16 protein-coding genes and 1 pseudogene are annotated in these 17,134 nt (G+C 66.6%); 9 read left to right on the top strand and 8 right to left on the bottom strand.

Features of this window, described 5'->3' with window-relative positions; all coding sequences use genetic code 11:
* Nucleotides 1-70 precede the first annotated feature (70 nt).
* Nucleotides 71-1,576, top strand: a complete 1,506-nt coding sequence (locus tag OHA55_RS13120; protein WP_266710619.1) for an ISL3 family transposase — start codon at nucleotides 71-73, stop codon at nucleotides 1,574-1,576.
* 60 nt (nucleotides 1,577-1,636) lie between these two features.
* Here OHA55_RS13120 and OHA55_RS13115 read toward each other — a convergent pair whose 3' ends face one another.
* Genes OHA55_RS13115 through OHA55_RS13105 form a run of 3 tightly spaced genes read right to left on the bottom strand, consistent with a single transcriptional unit; the run spans nucleotide 1,637 to nucleotide 4,138 of the window.
* A complete protein-coding gene (locus OHA55_RS13115) occupies nucleotides 1,637-2,413 on the bottom strand; it encodes a WbqC family protein (protein WP_323180402.1) in 777 nt (258 codons plus the stop codon).
* Nucleotides 2,355-3,023: a YdcF family protein gene (locus OHA55_RS13110; RefSeq protein ID WP_266705960.1), complete on the bottom strand. Its 669-nt coding sequence runs from the start codon at nucleotides 3,021-3,023 to the stop codon at nucleotides 2,355-2,357. The genes OHA55_RS13115 and OHA55_RS13110 overlap by 59 nt, the downstream gene beginning before the upstream one ends.
* Before the next feature lie 14 nt (nucleotides 3,024-3,037).
* Nucleotides 3,038-4,138, bottom strand: a complete 1,101-nt coding sequence (locus OHA55_RS13105) for a helix-turn-helix domain-containing protein (protein WP_266705958.1) — start codon at nucleotides 4,136-4,138, stop codon at nucleotides 3,038-3,040.
* A 152-nt stretch (nucleotides 4,139-4,290) separates the two neighbouring features.
* Here OHA55_RS13105 and OHA55_RS13100 point away from each other — a divergent pair, with 152 nt between their 5' ends.
* The 7 genes and pseudogenes from OHA55_RS13100 (at nucleotide 4,291) to OHA55_RS13070 (ending at nucleotide 8,449) form a co-directional block, all read left to right on the top strand.
* Nucleotides 4,291-4,644, top strand: coding sequence for a hypothetical protein (locus tag OHA55_RS13100; RefSeq protein WP_266705956.1), 354 nt, complete (start codon nucleotides 4,291-4,293; stop codon nucleotides 4,642-4,644).
* 83 nt (nucleotides 4,645-4,727) lie between these two features.
* Nucleotides 4,728-5,129, top strand: coding sequence for an ATP-binding protein (locus tag OHA55_RS13095; RefSeq protein ID WP_266705954.1), 402 nt, complete (start codon nucleotides 4,728-4,730; stop codon nucleotides 5,127-5,129).
* A gap of 164 nt (nucleotides 5,130-5,293) precedes the next feature.
* Nucleotides 5,294-5,596, top strand: a complete 303-nt coding sequence (locus OHA55_RS13090) for a hypothetical protein (protein ID WP_266705952.1) — start codon at nucleotides 5,294-5,296, stop codon at nucleotides 5,594-5,596.
* A 52-nt stretch (nucleotides 5,597-5,648) separates the two neighbouring features.
* The gene (locus OHA55_RS13085) at nucleotides 5,649-6,770 is read left to right on the top strand and encodes an adenosylhomocysteinase (protein WP_266705950.1); all 1,122 of its coding nucleotides are present in this window, start codon (nucleotides 5,649-5,651) and stop codon (nucleotides 6,768-6,770) included.
* A 5-nt stretch (nucleotides 6,771-6,775) separates the two neighbouring features.
* A complete protein-coding gene (locus OHA55_RS13080) occupies nucleotides 6,776-7,288 on the top strand; it encodes an NUDIX domain-containing protein (protein ID WP_323180401.1) in 513 nt (170 codons plus the stop codon).
* Nucleotides 7,289-7,381: 93 nt separating this feature from the next.
* Nucleotides 7,382-7,867 carry a winged helix-turn-helix domain-containing protein gene (locus OHA55_RS13075; protein ID WP_266705948.1) on the top strand — a complete coding sequence of 162 codons (486 nt, stop codon included), beginning with the start codon at nucleotides 7,382-7,384 and terminating at the stop codon, nucleotides 7,865-7,867.
* Between the two features lie 50 nt (nucleotides 7,868-7,917).
* Nucleotides 7,918-8,449: pseudogene (locus tag OHA55_RS13070) on the top strand (transposase).
* A gap of 37 nt (nucleotides 8,450-8,486) precedes the next feature.
* On the opposite strand, the gene OHA55_RS13065 reads toward OHA55_RS13070, so the two are convergent.
* From OHA55_RS13065 to OHA55_RS13050, 4 genes are all read right to left on the bottom strand, one after another.
* Nucleotides 8,487-9,860, bottom strand: a complete 1,374-nt coding sequence (locus OHA55_RS13065) for a hypothetical protein (RefSeq protein ID WP_266705946.1) — start codon at nucleotides 9,858-9,860, stop codon at nucleotides 8,487-8,489.
* Nucleotides 9,861-9,885: 25 nt separating this feature from the next.
* On the bottom strand, nucleotides 9,886-13,308 hold the full coding sequence (locus OHA55_RS13060; RefSeq protein WP_266710615.1) for an AAA domain-containing protein: 3,423 nt from the start codon (nucleotides 13,306-13,308) through the stop codon (nucleotides 9,886-9,888).
* Nucleotides 13,309-13,588: 280 nt separating this feature from the next.
* Nucleotides 13,589-13,942, bottom strand: a complete 354-nt coding sequence (locus OHA55_RS13055; RefSeq protein WP_266705944.1) for a hypothetical protein — start codon at nucleotides 13,940-13,942, stop codon at nucleotides 13,589-13,591.
* 1,386 nt (nucleotides 13,943-15,328) lie between these two features.
* A complete protein-coding gene (locus OHA55_RS13050; RefSeq protein WP_266705942.1) occupies nucleotides 15,329-15,850 on the bottom strand; it encodes a hypothetical protein in 522 nt (173 codons plus the stop codon).
* A 359-nt stretch (nucleotides 15,851-16,209) separates the two neighbouring features.
* On the opposite strand from OHA55_RS13050, the gene OHA55_RS13045 reads away from it, so the two are divergent.
* Nucleotides 16,210-16,878, top strand: a complete 669-nt coding sequence (locus OHA55_RS13045; protein WP_266710613.1) for an HAD-IA family hydrolase — start codon at nucleotides 16,210-16,212, stop codon at nucleotides 16,876-16,878.
* Between the two features lie 40 nt (nucleotides 16,879-16,918).
* Here OHA55_RS13045 and OHA55_RS13040 read toward each other — a convergent pair whose 3' ends face one another.
* Nucleotides 16,919-17,062 (bottom strand): hypothetical protein, encoded by a 144-nt coding sequence (locus OHA55_RS13040; protein WP_266705940.1) that lies wholly within the window; start codon nucleotides 17,060-17,062, stop codon nucleotides 16,919-16,921.
* Between the last annotated feature and the right edge of the window lie 72 nt (nucleotides 17,063-17,134).

Here is a 17,134-nt window from a genome sequence, read left to right as displayed (position 1 = left end):
GTCGGTGGTGACGGCAGGTGACAGGCGTCGTTGATGTTATATGCGAGATGTCAACTCCCTTGTTGCCGTGGTGTTTTCAGGACTCTCGGCGCTGGTCATCGAGGATGTGGTGGATGACGGCCAGGTAGTCCGGGTGCTCGCCCGGACCCGTGATGTTCCGGTGCCCTGCCCGGTGTGCGGGGTACCGACGGGGAAGGTGCACGGGTATCACGTCCGGACGGTGGCGGATGTGCCGGTCGATGGCCGCCGGGTCGTAGTACGCGTCCGGGTGCGGCGCCTGGTCTGCCCGGTCCTGGGCTGCCGGCGACAGACCTTCCGCGAGCAAGTCCCTGGGCTGATCGAGCGCCTTCAACGCCGCACCACGCGCCTGACCAGCCAGGTCTCAGAGGTGGCCAAGGAGTTATGCGGCCGGGCAGCCGCCCGTCTCACCCGGTACCTGGCCACGCCCCTCTCCTACGCCACCGCCCTGCGCCTCCTGCGGCGCATCCCCCTCCCGACGGTGGCCGCCCCACGGGTGATCGGGGTCGACGACTTCGCCCTGCGCCGCCGCCACCGCTACGCCACGATCATCATCGACGCCGAGACCGGGGAGCGCATCGATGTTCTGCCCGACCGCGAGGCAGCCACGCTGGAGGCATGGCTGCGCACGAAGAAGGGGGTCGAGGTCGTGTGCCGGGACGGCTCGGCCACCTATGCCGAGGCGATCCGCCGGGCACTGCCCGACGCAGTGCAGGTCAGCGACCGCTGGCATCTGTGGCAGAACCTGTGCGACAAGGTCCTGGCCGAGGTCCGGGCCCACGCCCCCTGCTGGGCCACCGTCAACCCGCCCCGGCCCGGCGGCATCCACGAGCAGACCATCCGCGAGCGCTGGCACAAAGTCCACGCCCTCCTCGACTCCGGCGTCGGCCTACTCGAATGTGCCCGCAGACTGAGCCTCGCCCTGAACACCGTCAAGCGCTACGCCCGCATCCCCGAACCGTCCGCCGATCGCATCACCCCACGCTACAGGCCCACGCTGGTCGACCCCTACCGCGACCACCTGCGTCAACGACGGGCGCAGGACCCGGCCGTGCCCGTCACCCACCTCCTCGACGAGATCAGGGAACTGGGCTACACCGGCAGTGCCAACCTGCTGGTCCGCTACCTCAACCAGGGCCGCGCCGAAGGCCACCGTCCCGTCACAACTCCCCGCCGCCTCGCCCGGCTTCTGCTAACTCACCCCGAGCACCTGTGGACCAAGGACACCGACCTGCTCGGCCTCCTCACCGCTGCCTGCCCGGAGATGACGGCACTCGCCCGGCTTACTGGCGAGTTCGCCGCGCTGTTGACCCCGGCCCAGGCCAACCACGACGCGCTCACCCAGTGGATCACTACCGTCCGTACCGCCGACCTGCCCCACCTGCACAGCTTCTGCAACGGCCTCGAACTCGACCGCGCCGCCGTGAATGCCGGCCTCACCCTGCCCCACCACAACGGCCGGACCGAAGGCGTCAACACCCGAACCAAGAAGATCATGCGACAGATGCACGGCCGAGCAGGATTCGACCTCCTCCGCCACCGCATCCTGCTTCAATAACTGCCCACCGACCGTCACCACCGACTACGGAACAGAGCCGAACGTTTTACAGTCCCGACATCAAGCGTGGTCCGAGGCGATCCTCTGCATAATGGTGGCCACTTCCTGCGGGCCGAGTGCTGCCAATGCCCCGAGCGAACTGAGACTTCGGCCCGAGGACCAGATGCCGGTCGTCGGCGGCCGGAACGGCGTGACGGCGATGTCCTTGGCGGCAAACGGTGCCGGGTCGAGGTACGTCATGCCGCCGGTTCCGCAGAGATAGGAGCGGGCACCGGTGATGGCGGAAAGATCGGCGAGCCGCTGGGAGCGGCCCGGCTGGGAGGGCAGTTCGCTGCTGTTGAGAATCTTGCCCTGCCAGCCGAGCAGCCCGAGTAGAGCACGGGTGGAGGTTTCGGCGACTGTGGCGGTCCGGCCCGTGACGAAGGCATCCAGTACTGGGTCCAGGGCCCGTGCGAGGGCCGGCCAGTGTGGGCTCGCTCCGTAGTACTGCCGCAGCACCCCCGCCGTCTTTCGACGGGCCAGGCCGGGGTCACCGATCAACGCGTCCCGAATGAGAGTTTGCCGCCCCTTGGAAAGCTGGGTGGGAATGGTGAGCCACTGCCGACGGTCCGGTTCGTCGAGGTCACCGAGGCGGGTTCGGTGCTGGTAGTCGCGGCGGGTGAACTGTACGTCGTCCAGGACAATCCAGTAGTCCGCCGCGAACAGCTTGGCCAGTGTGGTCAGTCTGGGGAACAGGTTGGGCTGATGAATGGCGCACAGCCCGCCCGGTTCTGGCAGGTCAGGTAGTGATGAGGCGGCTGGTGAAGCCGTCGTCGATGAGGGATTCGTACGCTCCATGCACGTCCTCCGGGACCTGCTGCTCGATGGCGAATCCGAGCTTCGGATACTCGATGACTCGCTGGAGGTCGCCGACGAGCATGTCCAGGACGAGCTTTTCGTCGCCGATGGATTTCATGTAGCCGTCGAGCTCCAGCGGCTCCGACGTGCAGAGGATCTCGACGTCGGGCCACAGCTTGCGTGCGGTCGCGAACGACCGCCGTTCCATGTAGGGCTTGGAGACCAGCAGCACCGTGGCCGGGGTGATGCCGGCGGCGGCGAGGACTTCACGGGAAAGGGTGATGTTCTGCCCGGTGTTGCCGGCCTTTGGTTCCAGCAGGATCGCTTCGGCGGGGACGCCCAGACAGAGGGCGTGCTCGCGGTAGTGGACAGCTTCGCCGCGCGGGAAGACCTTGGCGGTGGTGGGGCTGTTGCCGCCGGTGAAGACCAGAGTCGGGAAGAGCCCGGCGCGGTACAGGTCGGCGGAGTGGGTGGCGACTCCGAGGTCGTGGCTGCCCAGTCCGATCGCCACGTCGACGGGGCGCAGTGGGTGGTGCATCTGGTGGTAATCCCAGATCAGGGCGGCCCGGCGCCGCTGGTCCTCGGTGATGGCCTGCTGGTTGTCGCTCACGCATTTCTCCCTGGTCACCGTCGCCGAGGGCCGGTCGGCCCCTCGCTCATGGCCTTGATGCCCTCGATACTGCGCAGTTGATGCACGAGTCCGTACTGCGCGGCCGTGCGGGTGGCCTGATCGAGGACGAGGAGTCCATCATCTCGGGTCGCTGCGTCGGAGAGCAGGATGTGGCCATGGGCGGTGTCCAGCCGAACGCGTTGCATCGGTGAGTCGGTGGCGCCGCTGCTGCGGGCGATGTCGATGAAGTGCAGGGCTTGGCTGAGGTCGCCCGCGCCACGGCGGGCGAGGGCGAGTTTCTGGTGGGCCACCGACCAGTCGTCGGGTTCGGTGAGGTCCTCGAAGTCGCGGGTCGCGGCCTGCATGACGCGGGTCGCGTAGTCGTGCCGACCGCTCTTGCTCAGCGCGGTACCCACCCACAGGCGGGCCCTGGCACGGTCACGGCGGGAAAGCCGGTCGTCGACGGCGAGGGTTTCGTATAGGCGGGCAGCGATCTCCAGCTTGCCGGACATTTCCGTGACCACCGCGAGAGAAAGGTCGAGCTGGGCGACACGACGTGGGATGTCGAGCTGGGTGAAGACCGCGCGGGCTCCGGCGTAGGAGTGGTGGGCGGAGAGTGGGCCGATCACTGAGCCTTGGTCGCGTTTGAGGTCACCCAGCAGCGCCGTCGAGCGAGCGAAGAGGTACAGGCCCTTTTCGTCCAGTTCCCGGGCGTCGAACCGCACCAACCAGCGGTTGAGCAGGCTGTCGGCGAAGGCGAAATTCTGGCGCGCGAGCGCGACCACGACGCGGTCCAGGTCGTCGGTCCACGATTCGTACTCCCAGGCTCGGGGGCCGGAGGTGGTGACCCGGCGGCCGGCGCCTTGCACGGTGCCGGCCATCTCGGACAGGAGTGTCTCGAAGCGCAGGTGGGCGTGGGCGTCGGCGCGTCCGAGGGCGGTGTCGAGGATTGCCTGGGTGTCGGGTCTGGGCTCGGTTTCGGCGCGCTTGCTCTCCCACTTCGAAACCGTTGCGACGGCCACGCCGAGGTGCTCGGCAAAGGCCCGCACGCTCAAACGTAGGGCGAGACGCAGAGCCCTGGCCTCCAGGCCGGTCCACTGGTGCACGGTTGCCACGCCTCACTCCCTTCCACCGTCATCGAAGCAGATGGCTGGGGATGGCGGGACGGAAGTGGAACGGAAGTAGAACAGCAAGTGATTGGCCGGGAGTTCGGGGTCCTCCATGCTCAGGATCGTCACCCCGTGTCGACTCTTTGGACGGTCCCCGCATGGAACCCCTCACGGAACTTCGCCTGGTCAGCGGCCCCGTCGTTTACGGCTTTCTGCGGCTCGTGCGGGTCTCCGAAGCCCGACAGGAGGCGCTGGCCGCCTCGCTCGCCGAGTACTGCCGTAGCCACGAACTGGAGCTGTCCGGCGTCTTCACCGAACGCGAAGCGAGTGCCGGCCCCGGCTCGGCGGCCTTCACCGGCCTGCTGGACGTGTTGGCCCTGCCGGACGTCTACGGCGTACTCGCCCCGGCCGCATCACACCTTGGCCCAAGAGCGATAGCCGCTGAACGCGATCGGTGGATCAAGGCGGCCGGCTCCCGGCTGCTGCTGGTCCGCCGACCCCACCATTCGTAGAAGCCGACCGCCCCCAGCCCGGTGGCCTGCCGCCACAGCCCCGGAACCGCAAGCCTCCTGGAGACCGAAACATGAGGACAGCCATGACCGAGACGGTGCAGCGCTTCTTCACGGCCCGCCCCGAATCCGTCGGACAGGCAAGGAAATTCGCTGACGAGACCCTGACCGCATGGGGCCTGCCGGAGCGGATCGACGACATTCGCCTCTGCGTATCCGAGTTGGCGACCAACGCGCTGGTCCACGGCACTGTCTCCGACCACGGATTCCTGGTCCGCCTCGACATCGAGGACGACATCGTGCGCCTGGAGGTGCACGACAGCCGTCGTCGGCGGCCCCGGCCCCGACAGGCCGCCAGTACCGACCTGTCCGGACGTGGTCTCGCCCTCGTGGCCGAGCTCGCCGACGAGTGGGGAGTGCGCGACCGCGCACCGCTCGGAAAGATCGTTTGGTCCTGCTTCAAGGCCGCGGGCGGGACGACCACGTGAGCACCATCCATACTTCGGCCGGCCTTGATCTTCGGCTACTGGTTTCGCTCCCCGCATGGAGCTGGCCGGGCACCGGACCGGACGGCCGCGAGATCGCCCACATCCTGATCGCCCACTGTCCTGTTTCCGCTCTTCCCGGCTCTACTGAAGCGCCAGAAGCCCGCGTGCGGCGTGTCGCAGACAGCTCCGGCGGACTGGGCGGGGCGGGGGACGTGGTCCGTGATGTCGGCCGCTGCCTGCACATCGTCGGCCACCACGTGTTTCTGCACTTCCCAGGCGCCTCCCGCAGGGTGCGGCTGCCGAGCCGTCCCGACTGGACGGCGCTGGTCGCTCGCACCGGCACAGCCGTTCTCCTGCTCGGTCTGGAACCGCTGTCGCAGTCCGCCGACGCTTCTCAGCTCGACACCTATCTGGATCTCTCTAGCACGACCGACCGGCTGCTGTTCGGACTCGCCCGCAGCCGCTGACGCCCGGGAACTTCCTGCACGGCCCCGGTTATACGGATGAGAGGCACCTACCGTGGAAACCTTCGAACGCGCCAAGCTGGACGCATACTTCGCGCGGATCGCCGCCCAGTTCGCCCCCGACGAGCAGACCTCGTCGTTCCTGATCACCCACCTGCTGGCCGAGCGTCCCGCATTCGTCCGCGCCGTTGCCGCGATGACCCGGCTGACGGCGGTGCTGCCCAAGCCGAAGTCCGTACACCCGGCTGCCCAGCGAGAGACCGAGCGGACCGTCGTCGTCGACACCCTGACCCGCGAACTGTTCACCGACCCGGATACCGCGCTGGACTACTTCGAATCCCGGGCCGCCGGAGAACCCGTCTCCCTCCTTGACGTCGGCGGCTACTTCACCCCCACCCTCACCGACCTCCACAGCCGCTTCACCGGGCGCTTGGTCGGCGTCGTCGAGGACACCGAGAACGGCCACCGCCGCTACGAGGCCCTCGACAAACTGCCCTGCCCCGTCGTCTCGGTGGCCCGCTCCCCGCTCAAGGACCCCGAGGACTACCTCGTCGGCCAATCCGTCGTGTTCTCCACCGAGGCCGTCATGCGCGGGCGCGGCGACATCCTCCACGGCCGCCCCGCCCTCGTGATCGGCTTCGGCAAACTCGGCTCCTCCATCGCCCGACTCCTGCACGCCAAGGGTGTCCAGGTCACCGTCTTCGACATCAACCCCGTACGCCGCACCCAGGCCCTGTCCCAGGGCTTCACCGTCGCACGCGACCGCGAGAGCGCGCTTACCGGCGCCGGCCTGGTGCTCTGCGCGACCGGCGCGGTCTCCCTCCGCGGCGAGGACTTCGCCCACCTCCGCAACGGCGCCTACGTCGCCACCGTCACCTCCAGCGAGGACGAGCTCGACCTTGCCGGCCTGCCGGACGTCTACACCCGCACAGTCGTCGGAGACCACGTCACCCGCTACCAGACCACCGGCCATTACTTCTATCTGGCGAACGGCGGCAACGCCGTCAACTTCATCCACGGCGCAAGCGTTGGACCGTTCATCTTCCTGATCCAGGCCGAGATCCTCGCCGCGATCAGGATGCTCACCCGCGGGGACCTCACCCCTGGCATCCACGAGGTCTCCGCACCCGACCGCGAGGCCATCGCGGCGACCTGGCTCTCCTACTTCAACAGGTGATCACCATGCCCATCACGGCGAACCACATCCGCGCGACCATCACCGCGTACCTCGACCAGCACCCCGAGGACAAGCGCGAGATCGCCGTCGTCCAGGGCCTTCTCGACGACGGTAACGACCTCGCCAGCCGCAAGTCCCTGCCGGGACACGCCACCGCAGGCGCGATCCTCGTGGGCCGCGACGGCCGCGTCCTGCACATCCTCCACAACGCCACCGGCAAATGGCTGCTGCCCGGCGGCCACATCGAGCCTTCCGACGACACGCTCTTGCAAGCCGCCGGCCGCGAACTCGCGGAAGAGACCGGCATCCCGCCCTACGTCGTCACCCCGCACAGCGAGATCCCGCTGCACATCGACGTCCACCCCATCGACGCCAACCCGGCCAAGAACGAGCCCGCCCACCAGCACTTCGACTTCCGCTTCCTGTTTCGTACACCGCCAACATCGGCGAACTGCAGGCCGAAGAGGTCACGGATGCCGCTTGGCGCACGGTGGAGAGCCTTGCCGATGAGCGGCTGAAGCAACGGGTCGCCCGGGCGATCCTCTACTGAGATTGAACTCGTGAAGTCGTAGGGGCTGACGGGGGGTGCTTGCCTGCGGTATCACGGGAGGATGAGGTATCCACAGGGTGGCGGGTTGACCGCTGAACGGCAGTGCAGGCGCGAGGAGTTACGGCTCCAGGCGGCTGAGCGGTTCGCTCGTGGCGAGGGCAGTACGGCGATCGCCAGGGATCTGCGGGTCAGTGTCCGATCGGTGCAGCGGTGGCGTCACGCGTGGTCCGAGGGCGGCCCACGGTCCTTGCGGTCGCAGGGGCCCGCGTCGCTGCCGCGGCTGAGTGAGAAGCAGTTCGCTCAGCTGAAGTCGGAGCTGGCCAAAGGGCCGGCCGCGCACGGCTGGGAGGACCAGCGCTGGACTCTGAACCGTGTGAAGACGGTGATCGGACGGCGCTTCCACCTCACGTACACGATTCAGGGTGTCCGCAAGCTGTTGGTGCGTAACGGCTGGTCCTGCCAGGTCCCGGCCCGTCGTGCCCTGGAGCGGGACGACGAGGCGGTGGCCGGGTGGGTCAAGGAGGTGTGGCCCCGCGCGGAAGGCTAGCGGCGGCCCGTGGAGCATGGCTGGTCTTCGAGGACGAAGCCGGCTTCTCCATGACGCCGTCGCACGCAAGGACCTGGTCGCAGCGCGGGCGGACCCCGGTGGTGCGGGTCCGTGGCCGCTCGCGCAGACGGATATCGATCGCCGCCCCGACCTGCTACAAGCCCGGCCACCGCTCCCGGCTGATCTACCGGCCGCGACGGGACGGAGGCAACCGGGACGGGCGCAAAAGCTTCTCCTGGCGCGACTACCGCGACCTGCTGATCGCAGCCCACCAGCAACTCGGCGGCCCGATCGTCCTCATCTGGGACAACCTCAACGTCCACAAGGCCGCAGGTCTACGGGAGTTCGCCGAATCCCGTGACTGGCTGACCATCCTCTACTTGCCGTCCTACGCCCCCGACCTCAACCCCGTCGAGGGCATCTGGTCCCTGCTACGTCGCGGCTGGCTCTCCAACGTCGCCTTCTCCACGCCAGAACATCTCATCCGCACGGTCCGCAGCGGTCTCCGGCACATCCAGTACCGCAGCAAACCTCATTGACGGCTGCCTCGCCGAGACCGGCCTGACCATCAGATCTGCGTAACGACACCACGAGTTAAACCTCAGTAGACACAGCTCAGTTATCTGCGATGGTCGGAGACCAACTCAAGATACCGGGTGTACTGGGTATCGGCGATCTGGCGGCTACGGACGAGGCTTCCTTCTTCCATTCGGTACGTGCGTTCGGGGTCACCTTTAAAGGAGAGCCAGTTGAAGGACGTGGTCACCCAAACGTCGTCGTAGACGAGAACCTTTGCGTGAGTGCTCTTCAGGCGCGTGAAGCTGAATTTGTCGCGGTAGCGGTCGGCGAGGTTGGTGAGTTTACGGACGGAGGCCGAGTCGGTCTTGGTGTCGTTCTCTTCGTAGCCGTAGGCGATGTCTACTTTGACGCCTTGGTTGACCCGTCGTTCAAGGTTGCTAAGGAAGTCGGTGGTGATGATCGCGTTCTTAATCCATGGTGAGATGATTAGGATTCGGCGGCGAGCGTTGGTGAGTGCGTCGTGAAGGACGTCCGGGTGCTCGAAGACGCCGATGGCTCGGATCTCGTCTGCCTGAGGCCGCCGCTGAACTGCCGGAGGGCCGGGCGTCGGCGCTTGAGCGCCGAGCTGGAACGCGGCCTGTTCTACACGGTGCTGGGTGACCTCCTGTAGCGGCACGCGGGCCTTTTCAAGGTCCGGGTCCAGGAGAGGGCGTTCTGGGGGTGGCGCCACGGTGATGCCGAGAGCCTTGGCACCGCCGTGACCGATGAGGGCGAGTTCGTGCGCCTGACTGAGTTCGCCGTCAACGACGATGCCGACTTCGACGTCGGTACGGTCTGGGTCGGCGTACACCAGGAGTTTGACTGGCAGAACACGGCGAGCTGGGGCCTGGGAGATGCCTTTGACCTGGAGGACTTCGCGCTTGTTGTTGCCGTTCTCGCGGAGCAGAGCGGTGATTTCCGCGGCGGTGATGGCTCCGTCGTTGACGGGCCCGGACTGCGCCACGGGCAGCATGATCATGCCGTGTTCCTCGGCCTGCCCGCGCGGGATGGTGGTGCGGCGGTCGTAGGGGGCTACCTTCCACAGCATCTGGTCATAGACGAGGGGCTGGTTGACCCGCACGGGCGCTACCGCAGCGGCTTTCTGAGCGGTGAGATGACCCTTGTCGGTGAGACGCAGACCGGGGGCCCGGTCTGCGTCTGCTGCGGTGGGGCGGGCCCATTTAAGGTCATCTGAACCGAACAGCACGGCGATGGTCCGCTCGACCATATTTTCAGGCAGGCCAAGCAGGCCGGCAATGCCACGCGCACTGCTCACGTTGTGCTCGACCAGCCGCAGTACAAATTCCTCCATGAGCGGGAGGTCCTTGCTGTCCTGGGCGAGGACCTCGGCGGTGATCCGGGCGACGGGCAGTGCGGCGTCCGCGATCTGGATCAGTTCGAGTCCGGGACGAGTGTTGTGGAAGCGGAGGGCCAAGAGGCTGTCGTCGCCGAAGGCAGGGCTAGAGGTAGGCATTGCGGATCTCGCAGTCTTCCGGGTGGCCGCTCATGTAGTCGAGGACGTCGCGCAGAGCGCCTGGCTTGCTGCGGCAGAAGCCGGCATCGCCGACGATAATCAGGCCGTAGCGGGCACGGGAGAGTGCGACGTTAATGCGGCGCCAGTACGGCTGACCAAGGAATCCGAAGCGGCCGCTGAGGTTACTGCGGGTCACGGAGAACACGACGAGATCGCACTCTCGGCCCTGTACCGCGTCGACGGAGAGTACTTCTGGAGCGATGTGCTTGAGCCTCAAGGAGGCTAGGCGCTTGGTGAGTTCTTCGACCTGGCGACCGTAGGGGGCGATCAGCAGGACATCGAGGCGCTTGCCGTTGGGAGTCTTGATCACACCCTTGTCGATGGCCCGGTCGATCACTTCCAGGCGTCGCATGGCGAGCTGGCCCTCAAGACGGTTGGAGATACTGGTCTGCGCGGCGGACTGCTCGTCCTCGCGGCGGTTCGGTAGGGCGCTGGTGTCCAGCCAGAGAACGGGCTTGTTGACCGTGCTGTAGCCGGGAAGGGCATGATCGTTCGGCGAGATCAGCTTGTTGTCGTAGAAGCAGCTGCTGATCATGTTGCCGATCGCCGGAATCATCCGGTATTGCTCGCGCAGTAGATGCTTGACGGGGGCCTTGGTGGAGTTAGCGAAGTACTGGAACAGGGTGGTCTTCACCAATTCAGGGATAAGCTGGTGATCGGCCATGATCTTCTCGTCGCGCAGCAGATCCTCATCGATGGGAGGCAGCTGGTTGGTGTCGCCGACTAACACCCACCGCTTGGCCCTGGCCATCGGCACCAGCGCCTCGGTGGCAGTCGCTTTGGACGCCTCGTCGAAGATACACAGGTCGAATTCGAGGTCCCGGGCCGCCGGGTGACCGAGAAATCCGAGCGCGGTCCCGCCGATGACACGCCGGGTGCGCAGGAAGCCGGCGATCAGGTTCTGGTCGGTGCCGATACGCTGCAGCCATTCGCCCTGCAGGCTCAGCAGGTGCATCAGTTCCCGTCCGGGCCCGGCCGGGCCGAGAAGTACCTCGACGACGTCGCGGGCGTCGGCGGCACTCATTTCCTCGCGGAGGGTGAGCTCGCCGTCGAGCATTGTCTGCACGTCGGCGAACAGCTCCGCCCGCTGTTCGAGGAGCTGCTCTCGGCGGGCCCGGGTGGTGACGACTTCCTCGCCGAGCTCCCTGGCTGAGGTGGTGCGCTCAGGCACAGGCTGGTTCGCCAGCTCGTCGAGGCGAGTTGTCACGTGGGCGAGGTTGGCGGCCACGGCAGCGAGTTCTTCCAGCACCAGGGCCGCCTTGAGGTGGCTGGGCTGCTGGCCGCTGTTGGCGGCCACATTCTCCAGATGCCGTTCTGCGCGCGTGCGGACGCCCTGGGTCCACTTCTTGACTTGCCGGTCGAGCAGCAGCGGCTGGGCGCTTTCTGCGACGCGTGGATCGTCGACGCGGCCGAGGCGGACGAGTTCGGTGATGCCTGCGTCTTCAAGACGCTTGAGGGCGTTGTCGATGGCGATGTGGGTCTGGCTGACGATGAGGATGCGCGCGGCGGGGTGCCGACTGAGGGTCTGCTCGACAATCTCAGCGATCACGGTGGTCTTGCCGGTGCCGGGTGGCCCCTCTACGAGCAGCAGGTCCTGAGTGCCTAGGGCATGGGCGACGACATCTCGTTTGCTTGAGTCGAGATCGGCGCGGACCCAGGTGGTGACTTCGGTGGGCGGACCAACCTCAACGGACGTGGGGTTTGCGATGATCTGCCGCAGGTCGGGATTGGCAGTCTGCTCGGCGGCGACCGCTGTGAGCGCGTCGCGCTGCCGGTTGATCGCGTTTTGGCTGGGTCCGAGAAAGGGCAGCAGCACACCCCGGGCAGGCAGGACGGCCTGGGGACGCGTCATCCGCAGGACGACGGTGTCGTCGGTACGGTTGGTGATTTCACCACGGTCGATAGGTCGGCTGTAGGGGTACTCCGCGACCGACCACTCTTCGCCGATTTCCGCGGTGGTATCGGGCGCGGCCAGATGGAAGACCCGGGTGCGGCCGCCGCCTTCCAACCGTTCGTATTGAATCGGCTGCCGTCCGTTAGCCGCCACCTCCTCGCGGGCTTCCAGGACGCGGCGCCAGCCGTCGAATAGGTCGCCGAGCTGCTGGCGCTTACCCTCCTTGGCCAGGGTCTCGCGCGCATCTAGTTCCGCATTGAGGCTGTCCAGCAGCAGGTTGAGGCCGTCGTACGCCGGGTCCTCGCCGGGGTCGTTGAACGTCCAGGTGAGGATGGGGCCGAGTTTGAGGGCGGACGCACGGCGCTTGGCCATCCATTCCTCTGCTCGTTCCTCCGCTGAGACGATTACGCACCGGTCACGTTGACCCTCGTCGTTGACCAGGCGTAGGAACAGGCTCTGGCCGAACACTCGCACCGTGCCGGTGTCGACCTCGTCGCTCTGCGCGTTGTAGCCGTAGTCGACGTGCACGGTGCCGGAGATGTCCGCCAGCACCGTGTTCTTCACAGCGTCCCAGTCGATCTCTTCGCTGGCCGGGGCGGCGCTGAGGCTTTCGGCCGCGCGACGGGTCATCTTCAGCCAGAGGGAGTTGCGTTGGCGGGCATCACGGTTTTCGCAGACCCGCTCGGCCTCCAGGAGCCGGTGCTCCAGGACGATAGCGTTGGCTGGACGCTTCTTAGGGTCGAAGTCGATGCAAGTTCTTAGGACATTGCGGACCTCGGTGTCGAGTTCCAGACCGTCGAGGACTGTCGCCAAATCGTGGTAGTCACGTGCCTGGCTGCGAGAGAGGACCTGAATGGCCAGGACCGCATAGGCGTACACGTCACGGACGTACGGGACTGCCTCACTCTGCTCGGGCGGCGAGTATAGGGCGGACCGGAAGTCCGCTACCGTCTCGTCGGTCACGGCCGCGGCCTTGGACAGAATCTTGGCGATCCCGAAGTCGGCGAGCTTCACCGTGCCGTCACTGGTCAGCAGGACGTTTCCCGGCTTCAGATCACGGTGCTCGATCTCCTTCTCGTGGGCATACGCGAGCGCGGAAACCAGCGGTCTGGCTGTACGCGTGAAGTAGGCCGACCAGTCAAGGGGGCGGCCGTCTGCCATCTCGTCCTTGAGGCTGCGGTCAATCCACTCCAGGGCGATGAAGTACCGCTCCAACCCTTGATCCCAACCGGAATCGAGCATCCGTACGATGTGAGGGTGGTTCAGTGCCTTGAGCGCGGAGGTCTCCCGCTCCAGGAAGATCCGAGTGATCGCGTCGTCCTCGCGCTGTTTGAGTAGCTTCACAGCGACGTGCTCACCGCCAGCACTCTTGATGTCCACGGCCTTGCGAACCTCAGATAGACCTCCTAGTCGCGCCTCCTGAGGGAGCAACAGAAAACGGCCGTTGATCGTCATTCCCACCCACTGCTCCTTGCTCCCCCGCTGCCGCGCAGCGCACCCAAGTAGCCATCTTGCCAGTCGTTTCCCCTCGGGTCAGGAGTTTGCCCGGAGGCAGCGAGGACTCGGCGAGCGATGACTTTTGCGGAGTCGTTCTGCGAGACAGATGCTTTCCCTGACCTAGGCAACGAGGCGTGATTGCAGTCAGCCCTTCGGCGTCGGCAGAACGCGCTTCGCACACGGGGGCGACGTGTGAGCCGCCCATGGTGTAGTAGCCCGCCTCGCTCCCGGATGACGGTCATTGCTGCCCGCCGTTACCGAATGGAACCGGGAGGATCTCGAGCATCTTCAGGGCGCGTCGCCGGTAGACCAGCGCCACAGCGCACAGGCCCACAGCCGCGATGGCCGGCCCCATCGCTCCCTCCGGTAAACCGCTCATGGACAAAAGGGCAGCGCCTACAGCAGTAAGGCCTGCGACAGCTACGAGTCGCAGCACTTCACGATCGCGGGCCGGAGTGACGTCGGTCAGCTCGGCCTCGTCGAGCAGTGCGCCGACGCGCCCATCGCTGTAACGCTCAGCCACAGTGACCAGAAGGCCGCCGAGTTCGCGCAATGCTGCAGCAGGATCTACGTCGAGACGTTCCTCTGCCACGCGAAGACGCGCTACGACCTGTCCTGCATGTCGGTGCAACGCCTTGCGGCGGTGCCAGCGACGGCCTGGAGTAACCCCTCGGGTCTGACGTGCCGCCCATACAGCGGCCTCGACGTCACGCACGGCCGCGCCCACGCTGCGCATACGTTGGGCTCCGCGGCCTCCGTTTCCCGCCCCGTACGCCTCACCACATGCCACGACCGCTTCCGCAGCGACGAGAGTGAGGTTGTAGCGGTACGCAAGGGCACCAGTTGCCATGTCAGCCAGCGGCCCGGGGTAACGGCCCCGAAATGCGAGGAAGCCGGCCACGAGGGGGCCGAAATACGTCATCACCACCACGGCCAGGCCAATGGGCACCGACGCAATGAGCCAAAGCATGGCGGGGCCGGCAACGTAGTCGGGGGACCCATGAGTCCAGCTTTGGACTGCTCCAGCCAAGCTCGACCATGTAGTGGGGTCCGGCCCCTGCTGCCACACTACGGCGCCAGCCTTGCCCAGTGCCCGCAGCACCGGCCATGCCCAAACAGTGGCATACAGCACAAGGGTCATCTGAACGATCCGAAATGGGATGCGGCGACCTGCATGCGCCCGACGCACGGCCAGGTGTACTGACCTCGGCATGGGCCTGGAGATTCCAATGCGGTTCGCTGCCTTGCTAAGGTCAGCGATTGCCTTCTCGGCCTCACGGCGAGCTGCGGCCCGTCGCCTACCCCAGACCAACGTAGTCGCGCGATCCTTGAGCAACGGCAACTGCCGCCTTGGTCTGGCGGGCTGAGTATGGGATCCATCTCTGAGGCCCTCGGCCGTAGCTTGCTCTTGCCGAGCGGTAGAGGCACGCTGTGGAGGAACCTCTAGTACATCCGACGAGGGGCTTTGCGCGTTCATAGGCGCATCTTCGTCAGCACGGGACCGGCCAGGCAGGGAAACCATCCCCTTGTGACACAACGGAGTCATGGACATGTTCGCTGTGCTGCAAGCACGCGGCGCGCGTGCCGATTGCCCACCGCAGACCTGTTCGGCGGTTGCAGTTCTGGTTACGGAAGGCGTGTTGGCCGAGCGATCACGTGCCCGGAGTGCGTGAGCGGACGGGGCGGCACCGCATGGATCGGGTGGTACGCGTAGCGAGCGGTTCAGGTCTCCCACCTGGGGAAACGGGATTCACAGGCACCGCCCAGCACCACAAGGGATGATCTTGCAGGCCCTTGTAATGCGTAGGTCGTCGGTTCGAATCCGACAGGGGGCTCCGCGAAAACCCCAGCTCAGATGCGCTCTGAGCTGGGGTTTTGTCGTTCAGGGGATGCGCTGGGAGCGATCAGCGTGCTCGGCCGCGCCGCCGGCGGGAGGTGAAGGCGCGACTCGACCCGCTCCCTCACCCCGTCCGGCAGATCAGCTCTGGGCGCGAGCCCGGAGCCAGCGCTCGGCGACCGGTGCGCTCAACGTGTAGAAGAACTCCGAATTCAGCCCCGGCTCGTCTGTGAGGGCCTCTGCCCACGTCATCGGCCAGTTGCGGCGCTTGTAGTGCTTGCGCACGGTGCGGGTGAATGCCGAGAGGTTGCCTTGCAGGTTCTTCTTCTCGATCTCCAAGTGGCGGGCGATCGCGGTGTAGCTCACCCGGGTGTCGGGCTGCTTCGCCAGGAGGTCCAGTACACGGGCGACCGCCTGGACCGAGCTCAACGGCTCGATGGCCAGTCGGCGGAGATCCTCCACGGTCCACTCCACCACCGGAAGCGAGCCGCCGTCCGAGGAGTCGGCCGTCGGATGCTCCGGCGGGTCCACCGGCGGAACCCCGGAGGCGGGGGGAGTAACAGCCGTGGTCCCGGCCAGTTCGGCGAGATAGGCGTACACCTGCGTGACGTACTGGCTCGGTACCGGCACCGAGACGAACTGAAGCTGTGTGTCCTGCGTCATGAACCCTCCCCAAGGGTGTGCGGCCACCGTTCCTTGTCTGGCGGCAGAACTGACTCTGACACAAGCCAAGTTGCCGTGTCTACCCGCTAATGCACGTTACTCCCTGGGTTATCTGGACGTTAGTGGACTGGACTGGACTGACGGATGCCGCCTGTCGAGCCGGCTCGGTAGTACGGCTTTGTGTCCGCGTGGCAGAGGCAGGCCGATGCCGTGGACCAGCGGGTTCCGCGAGGGTGCGCGATCGACTCCCTGACACTGCCGGTGATGTCAGCCATGCGCGGTGTCGGCCACGGGAGCTCTCTCGCCGCCTCGTCGCGGGTAGCGTTTCCATGAGGTCGACGGAGAGGACGTTCGCCACCATGCCGATGCCCGCCGGTACCCCCGAGCCCACAGCCCCGCGCGGGCTCATCCTGGACTTCGCCGGAGTGCTTACTGCCGATCCCCGGCCGGCCCTCCGCCTCTGGGCCGAGGCGGAGGGCCTGCACGCGGAGGCGTGGCGCGCCACTCTCAACGACACCGCCGAAGGACGACGCCTCTATGCGGCGCTGGAGATCGGTCAGCTCGGTCAGGTCGAGTGGAACGCCCGGACAGCCGCTCTGCTCGGCGCGGACGTCGACCCGGTGAATCTGATGGGCCGCGCGTGGTTCAACGTGCCGCCGGCAGCTCGCATGGCGGCCCTCGCTCGCTCGGCCAAGGAGGCGGGCCACCGGCTCGCACTCCTGTCGAACAGCTTCGGTCTTGCCCCCTTCAACCCGTACGAGCACGTCGGTATCTGGGACCTCTTCGACGTGCACGTCATCTCCGAAGTGGTCGGCATGGCGAAGCCGGACCCGGCGATCTACCAACTGACCTTGGACCGCCTCGGCCTTCCCGGAACGTCGTGCGTGTTCGTCGACGACCATCCGGTCAACCTTCCGCCTGCCGAGGCTCTTGGGATCACTACCGTCCTCGCGACGGACGAGGACACCGCGGTCGCCGAGCTCGAGAGCCTGCTCGGGCTGACGGCGACCGTCGCCGTGCAGAGCTGATTCCAGCCAGTTCGGGCGGCGGTGCGGTCGTTGTGCCGGTTCACCAGCCGGTGAGGTCCACCAGGTACCGGCAGTGCGGGTCGTCGGTGGCGCCCGAGGCCCGCCATTCTTCGCCCAGCAGTGAGGGCAGCGCTGCCAGGAGGGCGGTGAGCGCACCTCCGGGGCGTACGTCGGCGGCGATCACGTCTGTCGCCGAGGGCGACCCGGACCGCAGGGGCCCCCGATGGCGCCGGCAGGACGCCCCGTACGTGCTGGT

This window comes from Streptomyces sp. NBC_00102 (genome assembly GCF_026343115.1).
In the GTDB taxonomy this organism is placed as follows: Bacteria; Actinomycetota; Actinomycetes; order Streptomycetales; family Streptomycetaceae; genus Streptomyces.
Note: the sequence above shows the minus strand (reverse complement) of the source record. Positions and strands in the feature narration are given on the sequence as shown.